Annotated in this window: 16 protein-coding genes; 8 read left to right on the top strand and 8 right to left on the bottom strand. The window is 31.0% G+C overall.

Features of this window, described 5'->3' with window-relative positions:
• Window positions 1-49 precede the first annotated feature (49 nt).
• Entirely contained in the window at window positions 50-874 is an 825-nt protein-coding gene (locus D1815_RS00875; RefSeq protein ID WP_118385561.1) for a redoxin domain-containing protein, read from the top strand.
• 11 nt (window positions 875-885) lie between these two features.
• Here D1815_RS00875 and D1815_RS00870 read toward each other — a convergent pair whose 3' ends face one another.
• The 3 genes from D1815_RS00870 to D1815_RS00860 all read right to left on the bottom strand — a co-directional run bounded on the left by D1815_RS00870 (window position 886) and on the right by D1815_RS00860 (window position 3,005).
• The gene (locus D1815_RS00870) at window positions 886-1,254 is read right to left on the bottom strand and encodes a sulfite exporter TauE/SafE family protein (RefSeq protein ID WP_118385560.1); all 369 of its coding nucleotides are present in this window, start codon (window positions 1,252-1,254) and stop codon (window positions 886-888) included.
• Between the two features lie 71 nt (window positions 1,255-1,325).
• The gene (locus D1815_RS00865) at window positions 1,326-2,273 is read right to left on the bottom strand and encodes a lytic transglycosylase domain-containing protein (RefSeq protein WP_118385559.1); all 948 of its coding nucleotides are present in this window, start codon (window positions 2,271-2,273) and stop codon (window positions 1,326-1,328) included.
• A 72-nt stretch (window positions 2,274-2,345) separates the two neighbouring features.
• On the bottom strand, window positions 2,346-3,005 hold the full coding sequence (locus D1815_RS00860) for an alpha/beta fold hydrolase (RefSeq protein WP_118385558.1): 660 nt from the start codon (window positions 3,003-3,005) through the stop codon (window positions 2,346-2,348).
• A gap of 292 nt (window positions 3,006-3,297) precedes the next feature.
• Between D1815_RS00860 and D1815_RS00855 the strand changes: the two genes are divergently transcribed.
• Window positions 3,298-3,600, top strand: a complete 303-nt coding sequence (locus D1815_RS00855) for an N-acetyltransferase (RefSeq protein WP_027392050.1) — start codon at window positions 3,298-3,300, stop codon at window positions 3,598-3,600.
• A 144-nt stretch (window positions 3,601-3,744) separates the two neighbouring features.
• On the opposite strand, the gene mtaB is transcribed toward D1815_RS00855, so the two are convergent.
• Entirely contained in the window at window positions 3,745-5,058 is a 1,314-nt protein-coding gene (mtaB, locus tag D1815_RS00850; RefSeq protein ID WP_199726737.1) for a tRNA (N(6)-L-threonylcarbamoyladenosine(37)-C(2))-methylthiotransferase MtaB, read from the bottom strand.
• Between the two features lie 136 nt (window positions 5,059-5,194).
• On the opposite strand from mtaB, the gene D1815_RS00845 reads away from it, so the two are divergent.
• Complete coding sequence (locus D1815_RS00845; RefSeq protein WP_233557577.1) at window positions 5,195-6,820, top strand: ABC transporter substrate-binding protein; 1,626 nt, start codon at window positions 5,195-5,197, stop codon at window positions 6,818-6,820.
• Window positions 6,821-6,875: 55 nt separating this feature from the next.
• On the opposite strand, the gene D1815_RS00840 is transcribed toward D1815_RS00845, so the two are convergent.
• Window positions 6,876-8,219 carry a CARDB domain-containing protein gene (locus tag D1815_RS00840; protein WP_118385557.1) on the bottom strand — a complete coding sequence of 448 codons (1,344 nt, stop codon included), beginning with the start codon at window positions 8,217-8,219 and terminating at the stop codon, window positions 6,876-6,878.
• 416 nt (window positions 8,220-8,635) lie between these two features.
• Here D1815_RS00840 and D1815_RS00835 point away from each other — a divergent pair, with 416 nt between their 5' ends.
• Complete coding sequence (locus tag D1815_RS00835) at window positions 8,636-8,923, top strand: hypothetical protein (RefSeq protein WP_118385556.1); 288 nt, start codon at window positions 8,636-8,638, stop codon at window positions 8,921-8,923.
• 64 nt (window positions 8,924-8,987) lie between these two features.
• Here the strand turns inward: D1815_RS00835 and D1815_RS00830 are convergent, their stop codons facing one another.
• The 3 genes from D1815_RS00830 to D1815_RS00820 form a co-directional block, all read right to left on the bottom strand.
• Window positions 8,988-10,166 carry a GlmU family protein gene (locus D1815_RS00830; protein WP_118385555.1) on the bottom strand — a complete coding sequence of 393 codons (1,179 nt, stop codon included), beginning with the start codon at window positions 10,164-10,166 and terminating at the stop codon, window positions 8,988-8,990.
• A gap of 107 nt (window positions 10,167-10,273) precedes the next feature.
• Window positions 10,274-10,525 (bottom strand): type B 50S ribosomal protein L31, encoded by a 252-nt coding sequence (locus D1815_RS00825; protein WP_027392055.1) that lies wholly within the window; start codon window positions 10,523-10,525, stop codon window positions 10,274-10,276.
• 90 nt (window positions 10,526-10,615) lie between these two features.
• A complete protein-coding gene (locus D1815_RS00820) occupies window positions 10,616-11,104 on the bottom strand; it encodes a hypothetical protein (RefSeq protein ID WP_162897316.1) in 489 nt (162 codons plus the stop codon).
• Between the two features lie 233 nt (window positions 11,105-11,337).
• Here D1815_RS00820 and D1815_RS00815 point away from each other — a divergent pair, with 233 nt between their 5' ends.
• From D1815_RS00815 to D1815_RS00800, 4 genes are all read left to right on the top strand, one after another.
• The gene (locus D1815_RS00815) at window positions 11,338-11,868 is read left to right on the top strand and encodes a DUF4199 domain-containing protein (protein WP_118385553.1); all 531 of its coding nucleotides are present in this window, start codon (window positions 11,338-11,340) and stop codon (window positions 11,866-11,868) included.
• Window positions 11,869-11,978: 110 nt separating this feature from the next.
• Window positions 11,979-12,506, top strand: a complete 528-nt coding sequence (locus D1815_RS00810; RefSeq protein WP_108803781.1) for a DUF4199 domain-containing protein — start codon at window positions 11,979-11,981, stop codon at window positions 12,504-12,506.
• Between the two features lie 119 nt (window positions 12,507-12,625).
• The gene (locus D1815_RS00805; RefSeq protein ID WP_118385552.1) at window positions 12,626-13,135 is read left to right on the top strand and encodes a DUF4199 domain-containing protein; all 510 of its coding nucleotides are present in this window, start codon (window positions 12,626-12,628) and stop codon (window positions 13,133-13,135) included.
• 1 nt (window position 13,136) lies between these two features.
• Window positions 13,137-14,084: a glycosyltransferase family 2 protein gene (locus tag D1815_RS00800; protein WP_118385551.1), complete on the top strand. Its 948-nt coding sequence runs from the start codon at window positions 13,137-13,139 to the stop codon at window positions 14,082-14,084.
• The last annotated feature ends 47 nt before the right edge of the window (window positions 14,085-14,131 follow it).

The following is a 14,131-nucleotide window of genomic DNA, read 5'->3' as shown; positions in this document are numbered from 1 at the left end:
GTTATTTTTAAAGACTTTATAGTACATTAGCTCGCGTAATAAAGTTGTAATGAAGAAAATATTAATTCTAGGAATACTTTTTTTATATATAGGAAATGTTTTTGGACAGCTAGAAAGAAAGATTCCTTTTTCAATTGCTGTTGCAGCCCATATCAAAAAATATAATTTAAAAAGTAATGAAGCATACAAGGATCAAGATCTAGAATATGCTAAATTCTTATTTGATTCACTTGTTCAAAATCATCTGGTTGGAACTTATATGGATGATTTTAAGATGAGTCCCTTAAAAGGAGAACCAATCTCTTTTAAAGAAATTGAAAAACCTATATTCTTAATTACATATGCCACTTGGTGTGTTCCTGGTATTGGAGAAATACCAGCATTGAATGACTTATCCGATAAATTTCATGATCAAATAGATTTCATTGTCTTATTCTGGGATACTAAAGAAAGATTAAAAGAAAAAGTTGGAGAGTATAGCGAAAACATTCAACTCTTATATGTAAATGAGCTTACGAACCAAAATTCTTATATCATTAATAACCTTAAACACTCTCTTGGTTTTCCTATGATGTATTTTATGGATAGTGACAAAAAATTATTAGATATTCGAAAAATTGTCACGCACCATTCTAGCGAGACTCTTAGCAACTCTTACACAATACATTACAATTCATTATCTAAAGGTGTTTCTCTTTTAATAGCAGATCTAGACGCTAAAGGAGCGTTAGCAACTCCTGCAGAAGAAGATAAAAAAGATCTTAAAATAAAAGGAGATACTAGAACACAAGAAGAGCGTGATATTGATGAAGAATACGAACGCTACAGACGAGAAAAAGATTCTTTAAACAATCAGCGCGGTAATAATAGATAAAAACTTATCATCTATTTCCCAAAAATCATTTTTAATGCTACAAGTAAAAGAATCCCTCCAAAGATTTTTTTCAATGTTGCTTGATTTAGAGAAATTGCAAATCTACTACCCAGGTAGCCTCCAACTATAAAAGTAACTGCCATTATAGCGGCGAACTTCCAATTTACGTGACCTTCTTTATAATAATTAAAAGCGGCTAATAAAGTTACTGGAACCGAAAGAACTGCTAAACTAGTTCCTTGTGCTTGATGTTGCGTAAAACCAACCCATAAAATTAATAGTGGTATCATTACTACACTTCCACCAATTCCCATAGTTCCACTAAGAAAACCAGCTAATAAACCTATAACCACTAATGAAATAACCGTCATTGTATCCATAACACAATTTTACAATAATTGTAGTTATAGCTCTAAAAAAATAGAACAATATTTAGTAAAATTAATGAATACTACTGTCCGACACCTGTTTTATAATATCCTTCTCTAGGGATTTTTATCAAATATTCCTTTCCAGTACCATTGTTAAGATGAGTTTCACGTAACCAAGGGTTATGTAATTTCAAAATCTTATAATTGATATTATATTTAGCTGCGAACTCATTAAAATCTACTATTGGCTCATCAACTAAAACATTAAAAGTAGGAATATACTCGTATAAATCATTTTTAGTAAAGTTAAACCCATACTTTTTAGGATTACTTAGGATCTCTTTTACTGCCGTAATTCTAAAAACATACCTTCCTGTTTCCTGACCTAAAAGAAGATCGTAATATGTAGTAGCATTTTGTCTTTTTAATTGCTTATTTATTCCTCCAGGACCAGCATTATAAGCTGCTGCTGCCAAAGTCCAGCTTCCAAAACGCTTTTTTGCATTCTTTAAATACTTACAAGCAACTCTTGTGGATTTTTCGATATGGTATCGTTCATCTACATTATCGTTTACCTCCAAACCATATTCTCTTCCAGTATTTTTTAATATTTGCCAGAAACCAGTAGCCCTAGCAGGAGAAACCGCTTGTGTTAAACTACTTTCTATAACTGCTAAGTATTTAAAATCATCCGGAACACCTTCTTCCTTAAGTATTGGCTCTATAATTGGAAAATACTTATTTGCTCTTTTAAAAAGCAATAAACCATTTGATTGCCAATAGGTATTGACCAATAGCTCTCTATCCATTCGTTCTCGAATATCTGGGTTTTCAACTGGCACTAATTCTCCAGCAAAATTCATGTTATCAGGCATAGGAACGGCGTAGACATTGTAGTCATTAATCAATTTTTCTTCTAAAAGTTCCTGTGCAATAGGTTTCTGAGGCTCTTGTTGTGTAGCATTTACTAGGATACTGAAAGTAAATAGTACACCTAAAAAAACTAACATTTTTCTTATCATCTTCATCTTTAAGTAGGTTTTATTGGGGAATAAATTCTTAAGTTTCCAAAATAATGTAAAATATTGGAATATTGGCTATTAATTCTCAATTATTTCTGGAAGATGCTTGTTAAACCAGCGTGCTCGATTAATAATCATCACATGAGTACCCTTTTCTACCGTTATACAGTTATCAATGTAAGAAATCGGAAAAACGATATCTTTACTACCATGGATATGAATAATTCCATCAATAACCTCTTCTTGATCCCAACAAACTATCTTTTCGATTGCCCAATCCAGATACGTCTTATCATTTACAGATAAATACTTTTGATACATTGCAGCTCTCTTTTTTGCAAAATCACCAAAAGCCAGTTTTTCCCAATTATCTATTTTAGAAACTAATGACGTAGGCATTAATTTATAAGCTTTTGTCTTTCTGACTAACCGCATTCGTTTCGGAAGTTCATATTTTGTCTTAACACTAGAAATCACAACTAATTTCTTAACATTAAGATACTTACTCATTTCCTGAACCATAATCCCTCCAAAAGAAACACCTATAAGAACACATTCTTTATGTTCAATCTCATCACACATTCGTTTTGCATAAAATTCTATAGATTCATTCTTCTCCGGAATCTTCCAGGGAATCGTATATGTTCTATATTTTTCTTCAGGGAGTTTTATATATTCAAAAATAGATACGTCTGCAGCCATACCAGGAACAAAATAAACATGGGTAACTTCCTTCATACTAGGTATTTTAACAATGGTTTATACGTTTAAAGTTCTAATTTTCTTATCTTTGCAGCTCAAAACTATAGTAATACTTTATCAGAAAAAAGTAAACAGGATATTAAATTATTGTAAAAGGGAAAATTTTAACTAACAAATCTTAGTTAGGCTAAGTAAGTAATACTAAAATTGAATCTTCTGGACACCTTAATTTTTTATAATTGATATGAAATTTCTGAAAATGAAAACTATTTGTTTTAAAACCCATTTTAATTTTTATCAATAGTAAATTAAAAAAAATATGGAGAACATGAGCGATGTGGAATTAGAAATAGTAGACAACGAATTTTTGAGACAATTCGAAACTACTATTGAAGGTCAAAAATCAAAGATCGAATATGCTCAACAAGAGAGAAAAATATTCCTTACTAAACTCGTGATGAGCGAGGAGCAAATGGAAAAGGGATATTCCGAAGAATTTATAGTAGCTGTTTTTAATATTATCGAAGAACGTAATATTAGACTTGTTCCTACAAGCCCTATTATCGCAAAATTCATGCGAAAGAATAGAAGAAAATACAAAGATTTACTTCCTGTTGGAATCAACATATAGAAGTATCTTTAGAAACATAAAAAAACCTGCTATTCAGCAGGTTTTTTTTATGTTTCTATAAGTACTAATTTCATCTAGTATAGACAAAAAAAACAACTTGTTTTAGCTTAACAATCATACATGCTTTTGAATCCTTAAAATGTATTACTTTAAAAACTCAAACCGCACCAAACCATCATCATCAATATCTGTTAGCTGTACTCCACATAATGTATTTACATAAGAAGGATCCCAAGGCATCTTTACCTTTACATAATTCTCTGTAAACCCATGAATATATCCTTCTTTATTTTCTGACTCAAACAATACAGTTCTTTCTGTTTTCAATTGGCTTTCATAAAAAGCTCTACGTTTTTTAACAGACAAACCTCGCAACATTTTACTTCTCTTCTTTCTAACATCTTGTGGAACTACATTATCCAATGAAGCTGCTACCGTATTCTCTCGTTCAGAGTAAGTAAACACGTGTAAATAAGAAATATCCAATTCGGACAAAAAATTATAAGTGTCCAAAAAATGATCATCTGTTTCTCCTGGAAAACCAACAATCACATCAACCCCAATACACGCATGAGGCATTACTTCTTTTATTTTCTGCACACGATCTACATACAAATCACTTAAATACCTACGACGCATTAACTTTAATATTTCGTCATTACCAGACTGTAATGGAATATGAAAATGAGGTACAAATGTTCTTGATTTTGACACAAAATCAATCGTTTCATTCTTTAAAAGATTTGGTTCAATAGATGAAATACGAAGCCTTTCTATACCATCTACTTCATCAAGAGCTTGTACCAATTCATAAAAAGTATGTTCGTGCTTTTTATTACCAAACTCCCCTTTTCCATAATCACCAATATTAACTCCAGTAAGTACTATTTCTTTAATACCTTTTTCTGAAATCTCTTTTGCATTTTTCAACACATTGTTTAATGTATCACTACGAGAAATACCTCTAGCCAATGGAATCGTACAATATGTACACTTATAATCACATCCATCTTGAACCTTTAAAAAAGCTCTCGTACGATCACCAATAGAATAACTACCTACATAAAAATCTGCTTCCTCTATTTCGCAAGAATGAACTTCTCCAAACTCATTCTTAGACAAATCATTAATATAATCAGTAATTTTAAACTTTTCTGTAGCTCCTAATACCAAATCCACTCCATCTACTGCAACTAACTCTTCTGGTTTTAACTGAGCATAACAACCAACCGCTGCCACAAAAGCATCCGGATTTACCTTTTGCGCCTGTTTTACAATCGTTTTAAATCTCTTATCAGCATTTTCTGTAACAGAACAAGTATTTATTACATAAATATCAGCATTTTCAGAAAAATCTACACGATCAAAACCTTCATTATTGAAATTTCTGGCAATGGTAGAGGTTTCTGAAAAATTCAGTTTACAACCCAATGTATAAAAAGCTACTTTCTTTCTCATTACAATTATCACGTCATTTCTGCAAAGACAGAAATCTATTTATATTTACACTTGTTTTTAATCAAAAGATCCCGACCTTTGTCAGTATCTTAATTAAAAGCCGTCAAAGATACCAACAATAATCCGTTTACTAAAATTGAAAATCAACCAATCAACTTATATAATTCACTATTTAGCAATAGTTTACCTCTGCACACTGTGCTTTTCTTGCGGACCCCCTTCTGAAGAAAACAAAGATCATCTAGTATTTAGATATAATGAATACTCTAACACACTTACCTTAGATCCAGCATTTGCTCGTAACCCATCTATTATTTGGCCTACTAATCAATTATTTAATAGCTTAATTCAACTTGATGATTCTTTAAACATACAACCCGATATAGCCAAAAACTGGAAAATTTCTGATGACAATTTAATTTACACCTTCACATTAAGAAACGATGTAAGGTTTCATAAACATGCTGAATTTAAAACTACAGATAGTACAAGAATCGTAACTGCTAATGATTTCGAATACAGTTTTGATAGATTAAATGATCCAAAAGTAGCATCTCCCGGAAACTGGGTTTTAAAAAATGTAGACACGTACAAAGCAGTCAATGACACAACATTCCGGATACAATTAAAAAAGCCTTTTCCAGCATTTTTGGGTTTAATGAGTATGCGCTATTGCTCAGTAGTTCCAAAAGAAATTGTTGAATTTTACGGAAGTGACTTCAGAGCGAATCCAATTGGTACTGGACCATTTAAATTTAAATTATGGGAAGAGAACGTTAAATTAGTCTTACGTCGTAATGAACTATATTTTGAAAAAGACAAGAACGGGAAACAATTACCATACTTAGAGGCTGTAGCTGTAACATTTTTACCAGACAAACAAACAGAATTTTTACAATTTGCGAAAGGAGAAATTGATTTCTTAAATAGTCTGGATGCATCGTATAAAGATGAATTATTAACTCCAAGTGGAAAACTTAGAGATAAATATAAAGATCAAGTAAACTTATCCAAAGGGCCATATCTAAACTCCGAGTATCTTGGATTCTACTTGGATGGAGATAAAGATGAAGTAAAATCCAAACTACTACGCAAAGCTATCAACTATGGTTTTGACAGAGAAAAAATGATTACGTATCTAAAAAATGGTGTTGGAACTCCTGCCACGAATGGTTTTATTCCAAAAGGTTTACCCGGTTTTAATAATCAAAAGGGATTTACCTATAACCCAAAAAAATCTCGTAAACTCATTAAAGAATATATCAAACTTACCGGAAACCAAAACCCAACCATTAGCATTGCAACCGATAGTAATTATCAAAGTATTTGTGAATTTATACAACGTGAACTAGAAAAGATTGGACTTAACATTATTGTAGATGTGATGCCGCCATCCACCATCAGAAAAAAGAAATGGAGCGGAGAATTAGATGTATTCAGAGCGAGTTGGATTGCGGATTACCCAGATGCCGAAAATTTCTTATCACCATACTATAGCAAGAATTTTACACCTAACGGTCCTAATTACACACATTTTAAGAATGAAACTTTTGATCGATTGTATGAAGAAAGTTTTTCTATTAAGGATATAAAAATACGGGAAGCGTATTACGCGAAAATGGATTCGATTGTAATCGCCCACGCTCCAATTGTGCCTTTATATTACGACCAAGTAGTTCGTTTTACTAGGAAAAATGTTAAAGGATTAACCAATAACCCTCAAAATTTCTTGGTTCTAAAACGCGTTTGGAAAGAAAAATAAAGCCATTTAACAATTAGTTATAAAAATTAAATGGCTTTCTTATACGTAAAAACAATTAGTTACTAACTTTATAAATTACATTTTTACTTTTTATAATATAAAGACCTTTTGGCAACTCATTTATTACCTCTTTTTCTTTTTTAGAATCATTCACAACCTCACTAGAATGCCTTGTTCCATTAAAGTTATAAATCTCAATAGTGTAATTTTTCATATCGGAAACATCATTATTAAATATTATTCCAGAAGCAGCGGATTTAACTTCTATTGGAATGCTAACATAATTATTGGAAACATCCGATTCACCTAAATTTTCAATCACATCAATAACCAAATAATAGTTTCCAGGTGCTACGCTAAAATCAGAGAGCACAAATATTTGGTTTGTCAAATATTCCTCTCCAGAAGCTAGATTTGGTATTTCAATAGTCTTTTCAACAGCATTAACCCCCAATAAACTATTATAACCAGTAGACATGTAAAAATTAACCTCTGTTTTTTTAGAAGAAGTCTGACCTATGTTTCTAATCAACAACTGAGTCTCAACAGTGTTTCCTTCTGTAGACATTAAGTGCTTTCTTATAGGAAAAGTACCTCCAGCAAAATCAGGGTTCAAAATATCTAATTGACTAGGGCACTCAACGCAAGCACTATACACATTTACGTTAGACTCTTTCAAAAGAATATCATAATTTGAAGTATCCTCGTTTTCTTCTTCCTCTTCTTCTTCCTCAATATCATCACAAAACCTCGAAAAAGGTCCAGAAAAAAAACCAGAGGCATCAGTGAAATCAGCATTCCTATGAGCTGGAAACATATCAATGACCTCATAATAATTATCATATTGAGAATACAACATTCCTTCTGACAATACCACAGGTAGTTTTAAATTAATATCGGTTATATTACCAACGTTTTCTACACATTGATTGTACCTAGCGTCTTCTAAAGTACGACCTCTAGACATCAAGCTATATCTTTTAAAATCGGTTAAATCACACTTTGTAAGTATAGTTTTTTCCGTCCAATAAGTTCTATTTCGTGTTATATTTCTATATTGTCCTTTAACTTCTATATTCATGTAACTATCTGGCATATTCACATATACAACACCTGTTTCATACACTTTTGACCCATCTGTCAATGTTCTTACTACTCTATCTAAAGTTTTTGAATATGCAGGGTTCAAAGGAGGATAACCATACTGATTTTCTTGAGACTGCCTATAACACAAAACATTCACACGATTTACTCTTGAGTTTGTATTAATAATTCTAAGCCTAAAACTCTCTACACAGATACCATCAGAGTCAAATTTTTTATCAAAAACTTCTATATCTTGTGAATAAATATTCACAAAACTAAACAGCCCTAAGACAACAAGTAATACTTTTTTCATAATATGATTTAAATTGTTCAAAAATTAAAAAAAACAAAATTAACCTAATAAATCTGTTTACCAACCAAACAAAATAGGGATAATTCCCTTTTTATTTTAAAAAAATTCTTTTAACAAAAAACTTATGAATTCATAATAAAAAAGGCAAAATATGTATTAAAACAAAGATCAAATTATGAAATCTGTTAAAAAAAACACCCTAAATTAATTGGTACTTGGAACTACACAAAAAGAACTAGAAATGGAGTTACAGAAGATACTATCGGCGCAGAAGAATGTGATGAAACTACTGTATTTTGTGCAAATGATACAGAATTATTGGTAGAAAATGCTTATTGTGATACTCTTTTATCACTTCCTATAACATTTAATGCTGATGGTACTTATACTTATGTAGGACAACCAATTACACCAATTTGGATTACGAAGCTACAAGAGAAACTTGTACAGCAACTTTCGAAACTGAAGCTAAAGAATTATATAGTTCTAGAGGGAATTGGGCATATGATGAAGAAGAAGGAAAATTAACTTTAGTAGAGTTTGAATATACAGAAACTGTTAATGGAGATCCTTCAACAGGTATCGAAGAAAACGGATATCTTTTATTTGATGGTAAAGCAACTGTAACTGACAGTCTTATTATCGAAGGAGATTATGACGATGACCAGGAGACTTACACTGCAGAATTTCATTTTAATAGATAACATTTCTTTTATCTAAATACTATAAAACTAAAACCCCATCTTTTTTATTAAGATGGGGTTTATATCACTCATAACTCTTTCGCCATATTTTTGTTTTTTCAAAAATATGTTCTAAGATTTTTTGATCCTCTTCCGTTAATTCGATTTTACGTCTAGCCATCACTACTTTTGCTACTTCAAAAGCTTTTTTAGTAAGATATGTAGTAAAACCACTACTTCCACCCCAACTATAACTAGGTACAAAATTACGTGGAAATCCACTTCCAAAAATATTGGCATTTACTCCTACAACCGTTCCTGTGTTAAACATTGTATTAATACCACATTTAGAGTGATCCCCCATCATCAATCCACAAAACTGTAACCCTGTTTTAGCAAAACCTTCAGTTTCATAACTCCATAATCGCACTGGAGCATAATTATTTTTAAGATTCGATGTATTGGTGTCTGCACCAAGATTACACCACTCTCCTAATACTGTATTCCCAATAAAACCATCATGGCCTTTATTAGAATATCCAAACACCACAGAATTACTAACCTCTCCTCCTATTTTAGAATGAGGTCCGATTGTAGTTCCTCCATATATTTTAGCACCCATTTTTACAGTAGCATGATCACACAGCACAAAAGGTCCTCTGATTAAACTTCCTTCCATAATCTCTGCATCCTTACCGATATAAATAGGTCCTACAGAAGCATTGAGCGTAGTAAACTCTAATTTAGCACCTTCTTCTAAAAAAACATTTTCTGGTTCGATTACATTATTACTTTCTGGTATCGGTTGACTTTCTCTATCCTTAGTCAACAAATCAAAATCTTCTTTGATTGCCCGTTCATTTTTAGAAAAAATATCCCAAGTGTATTTAACCGTAAACACATCGTAATTATATTGTATCACTTCATACACATCAAAATCTACCTCTTGATCTTCTTTTGCATAAAAAGCAATTGGCTCATCATCATAAAAAATAGCTTGATCTGGCTCTAAATTTGAAACCATCCTTACCAAATTTTCTGTGGGAAGAAATGAAGCATTAATCATCACGTTCTCCTCTAATTCTACCATTGGATATTTCTCACTAAGATAATCCTCTGTAATTGTAGAAGTAGCATACCCTAAATGTTTTTCCCATTTCTCTCGAATAGTCAAAATTCCGATTCTGATATCAGCAACAGGTCTGGTATACGTAAAAGGAAGAAGTGAGTTTCTAGAAGCTCCATCAAAAAGAATATAATTCATAGCTATAAAAGTGAAAAATTTGTATTGCGAATCAAAAATACGGTAACGTATAAAAACAAAAAAGCCTTTCTGAAAAGAAAGGCTTCTTAAAATCGTTGTGTACTAAATTACTTTTTGAATTTAGCATATTTGTTTTTGAACTTGTCGATACGTCCTGCAGTATCGATAAGTTTAGATTTACCTGTATAGAAAGGATGAGAAGTTCTTGAAATTTCTAATTTCACTAACGGATACTCAACACCATCAACTTCAAGTGTTTCTTTAGTATTCGCAGTAGATTTAGTTAAAAAAACTTCATCATTTGACATATCCTTAAAGGCAACTAGTCTATAATTATCTGGGTGAATATCTTTTCTCATTATATAATATTATCATTTTCGAGGTGCAAATTTAAACATTTTTTGTAGAATAGCAATATTTAAGTTATTATTTTTTTGTCTAAAATTAATTTAATTAGCTTCTTCATCTTCTCCACTTTCTTGACATGAAAAAAGTTTAATTAATATTGATATTAAAGAATCAGTTCCATCTGGAGAAGAAGAAGTTGTGCAATCATCATTCTTTGATTGACTAAGAGAATTTGTTTTCGCTAAGGAAAGATATTCAATCACTACATTCCTAAGTTCATTTTCTGTTAAATTTAATGATACTACATAATAATACAATTCTACAAATTCAGCACTTTGCTGACTTAATAATTCTTGTTCGAGTTCTTGCATTTCTTCTTGAGTTAAACCAGTTGAAGATTTTAATTGTACAACTTCAACATATTTAACAAAACTTGGAGAAGGAATTACATCTCTAGCAAAAAATTCTACAAGGTTTTTTACTTTTAATTCTTGTTCTTCTAAAGATATTTCATTATTATTTTCATCGGTAGAACAAGAAGTAAATAGAATAAGCATAAAACTTATTAGAAAGAATAATTTTGTTTTCATACTACAATATTTTGGGAGTTAAAAAGTTATAAAAAGCAGCTAAAATACACATCTAAATTATTGTCTTTGACTTGTAAAAAACAATAAAAACAATGGTTTAACCGTAATAATATAACGTAAATATAGCATTTTTTATTTAAAATGGTCTAAAAAAATAACAAAACAACTATCTTATAATTAACATTTTATTATATTTGAGCAAGAATTTATGCAAACAAACACCCTGTTAAAAAATGAAAGGTAAGATTATTCCTATAAGAGAAACCATTATTAAATTTGGTGTAATTTTTGGAATAGCAAGAATTATTTTTAGCCTTACTTCCTATCTAAGCGGTTACTACGCCAATCAGGGCTTAGCTCATTTAATTATCCTTTTTTTGATTACGGTTATTAGTATAGTTATTGGTCAGCTAATATTTAAAAAAAGTAATAATGGATTTATTAGTCTTGGGGAAGCACTGAAAATTAGTATTGGAATTTCTCTATTAGGTGGTCTAATGGCTGTTTTATGGAAAGTCCTTTTGATAAAGGTTATTGATCCTGAAATAATAACTCAATTAGAGGATAATCATATAAAAAGAATAGCTGAGACTTCTGCAGATTTCACTCAAGAAAATATTGAAAGAACATTAGCTATCAATAAGAAGCATTCCTCTTCCTGGAGAATGATTACAAAAGCTATTATTGAAGATCTTTTTTATGGTTTTTTATTCGGACTCATTTCCGGCCTCATCATAAGTAAAAAAAGAGATCCATTTAAGTAACCCTACTCCACATTTAATTATACATATCAATATTTTTCTGAGCAAAATGTAACAAATTCGTAAATTTGTGTACTTATGTGTTATATCTAAATAACCAAAACTATATAATTATGGAAAAATCTGTTAAATCTAATGCTATATCTCTTGGAGTTATTTTAGGAGTAGTCCTATCACTTGTAACTGTTCTTGCCTATACAGTATACCAAGGAATGTATACTAATTGGATGGCCGGAATTGGATTATCGCTAATGATCATCGTCTTTGGTATCGTTTCTGCAGTAAAAAGTAGAAAGTTACTTGGTGGTTTTATAGACTTTAAAAAAGCATTTACTTCTTATTTAATAACCGTTGCCATAGGAACATTAATTAGTACAGTTGTTACTATTTTAATATATGTTGCAGTTGATCCAGATGCAGCCACGGCTATTAACGAACAAATTATAGAATCTACTGTTGGTTTCATGGAAAAATTCGGAACACCAGAATCAGAAATTGAGAAAGCGGTAGCAAAAATGCAAGAAGAAAATCAATTTAGCCTTGTTAATCAAATAAAAGGTTGGTTCTGGGGAATGCTTATATATATCATTATTGGATTATTAGCTTCTTTAGCAATAAAAAAGAAAGAACCTTTATACTAGAACACACATAAAGTAAAAAATACAATTGGATTGCCTAAACGGCAATCCAATTTTTTTATGTAATTTTCTATAAATGGAATACCTATATTTGTCAACCAAATCATTTTACTAAAATATCAATGGGGGTTTCTCATAAAAATTTTCTTACTTATATTATTATCATAGCTATATCCACCGGTATCGCTAGAGTAGCGTTGGATTACCTATCAAGAATATTAAACATATCTCCCATCCTTTATTATCTTACTTTTTTAATTGCGTTAATATTGGAGATTGTTATCATTATATATGTAATCAAAAAATATAAAACACATAAAAGTGTGCTAAATATTACTGATGCATTAAAAGTTGGGATTATAATAATGGGTATAGTTGGCTTGTGTTACTGTTCTATGGCATATATATATGATGTTTATATAGATCCTGATTTTCAAACTAATATGACATTACGTTTTACAGAACAGTTTACTCCAGAACAATTGGATCAGGTAAAACAAAATTTAGAAAATCAAGATAGTAGTAAATCCTATATCGGTGTAATCATGTATACCATATGGTTCATATTTATTGGAGCTGTGATATCATTAATTGCAGGTTCTGTTTTTAAAACTAAAGTAGCATCATCATAGTATGGATATTTCTGTAGTCATACCATTGCTTAACGAGCAAGAATCACTTACCGAACTTTATAATTGGATTGTAAAAGTGATGCAATCCAAGCAATATACGTATGAAATTCTTTTTATTGATGATGGTAGTACCGATAAATCGTGGGATACTATTACCTCTTTATCAAAAAAAGATCAAAATGTAAAAGGAATACAATTCCTTAAAAACTATGGTAAATCGCAAGCGCTACACGCAGGTTTTGCAGAAGCGCAAGGAGATGTAATCATTACTATGGATGCAGATCTGCAAGATAATCCAGAAGAAATTCCGGAGATGTATGATATGATCATTAAAGATGGATACGATTTAATATCTGGTTGGAAAAAGAAACGGTATGATTCTGTAATTGCTAAAAATTTACCCTCTAAACTTTTTAATGCAGCTGCAAGAAAAACATCTGGTTTAAAGTTGCACGATTTTAATTGCGGATTAAAAGCATATAAAAATCAAGTAGTTAAGCAGGTAGATGTTCATGGAGAAATGCATCGTTACATACCTGTATTAGCAAAAAATGCAGGATTTAATAAGATCGGCGAAAAAGTTGTTTTACATCAAGCGAGAAAATATGGTAAAACTAAATTCGGGATGAACCGTTTCGTAAATGGGTTCTTAGATTTGATCACCATTTGGTTTATGTCACGTTTTGGAAAACGACCTATGCATTTCTTTGGTCTGATTGGTACAATTCTTTTTATAATAGGGTTCTGTTTTTCATTATATTTAGGGATAGATAAACTCTTTATAGAAAAAACAGGAAGATTGATAGCCTCGCGACCAGAATTTTATATCGCTTTGACATCGATGATACTAGGAACGCAGTTTTTCTTAGCTGGCTTTCTAGGAGAAATTATGTTAACCAGCAAACGTGATAAAGAACGATATCATATTTCTGAAAAAATACATTTATAACCCTCTATTGTATAATAAAAATATAAACGAACACCCCTTTTATCATT

It is taken from the genome of Aquimarina sp. AD1 (genome assembly GCF_003443695.1).
Lineage (GTDB): Bacteria > Bacteroidota > Bacteroidia > Flavobacteriales > Flavobacteriaceae > Aquimarina > Aquimarina latercula.
The sequence above is the reverse complement of the archived record's forward strand: the minus strand, read 5'-3'. Positions and strand labels throughout refer to the sequence as shown.

Coding starts and splice junctions, on each gene's coding strand:
- D1815_RS00840 (WP_118385557.1), bottom strand. CDS start 8,219: ATGAAAAAAGTATTACTTGTTGTCTTAGGGCTGTTTAGTTTTGTGAAT.
- D1815_RS00805 (WP_118385552.1), top strand. CDS start 12,626: ATGGGGGTTTCTCATAAAAATTTTCTTACTTATATTATTATCATAGCT.
- D1815_RS00830 (WP_118385555.1), bottom strand. CDS start 10,166: ATGAATTATATTCTTTTTGATGGAGCTTCTAGAAACTCACTTCTTCCT.
- D1815_RS00810 (WP_108803781.1), top strand. CDS start 11,979: ATGGAAAAATCTGTTAAATCTAATGCTATATCTCTTGGAGTTATTTTA.
- D1815_RS00870 (WP_118385560.1), bottom strand. CDS start 1,254: ATGGATACAATGACGGTTATTTCATTAGTGGTTATAGGTTTATTAGCT.
- D1815_RS00825 (WP_027392055.1), bottom strand. CDS start 10,525: ATGAGAAAAGATATTCACCCAGATAATTATAGACTAGTTGCCTTTAAG.
- D1815_RS00860 (WP_118385558.1), bottom strand. CDS start 3,005: ATGAAGGAAGTTACCCATGTTTATTTTGTTCCTGGTATGGCTGCAGAC.
- D1815_RS00800 (WP_118385551.1), top strand. CDS start 13,137: ATGGATATTTCTGTAGTCATACCATTGCTTAACGAGCAAGAATCACTT.
- D1815_RS00815 (WP_118385553.1), top strand. CDS start 11,338: ATGAAAGGTAAGATTATTCCTATAAGAGAAACCATTATTAAATTTGGT.
- mtaB (WP_199726737.1), bottom strand. CDS start 5,058: ATGAGAAAGAAAGTAGCTTTTTATACATTGGGTTGTAAACTGAATTTT.
- D1815_RS00875 (WP_118385561.1), top strand. CDS start 50: ATGAAGAAAATATTAATTCTAGGAATACTTTTTTTATATATAGGAAAT.
- D1815_RS00820 (WP_162897316.1), bottom strand. CDS start 11,104: ATGAAAACAAAATTATTCTTTCTAATAAGTTTTATGCTTATTCTATTT.
- D1815_RS00865 (WP_118385559.1), bottom strand. CDS start 2,273: ATGAAGATGATAAGAAAAATGTTAGTTTTTTTAGGTGTACTATTTACT.
- D1815_RS00855 (WP_027392050.1), top strand. CDS start 3,298: ATGAGCGATGTGGAATTAGAAATAGTAGACAACGAATTTTTGAGACAA.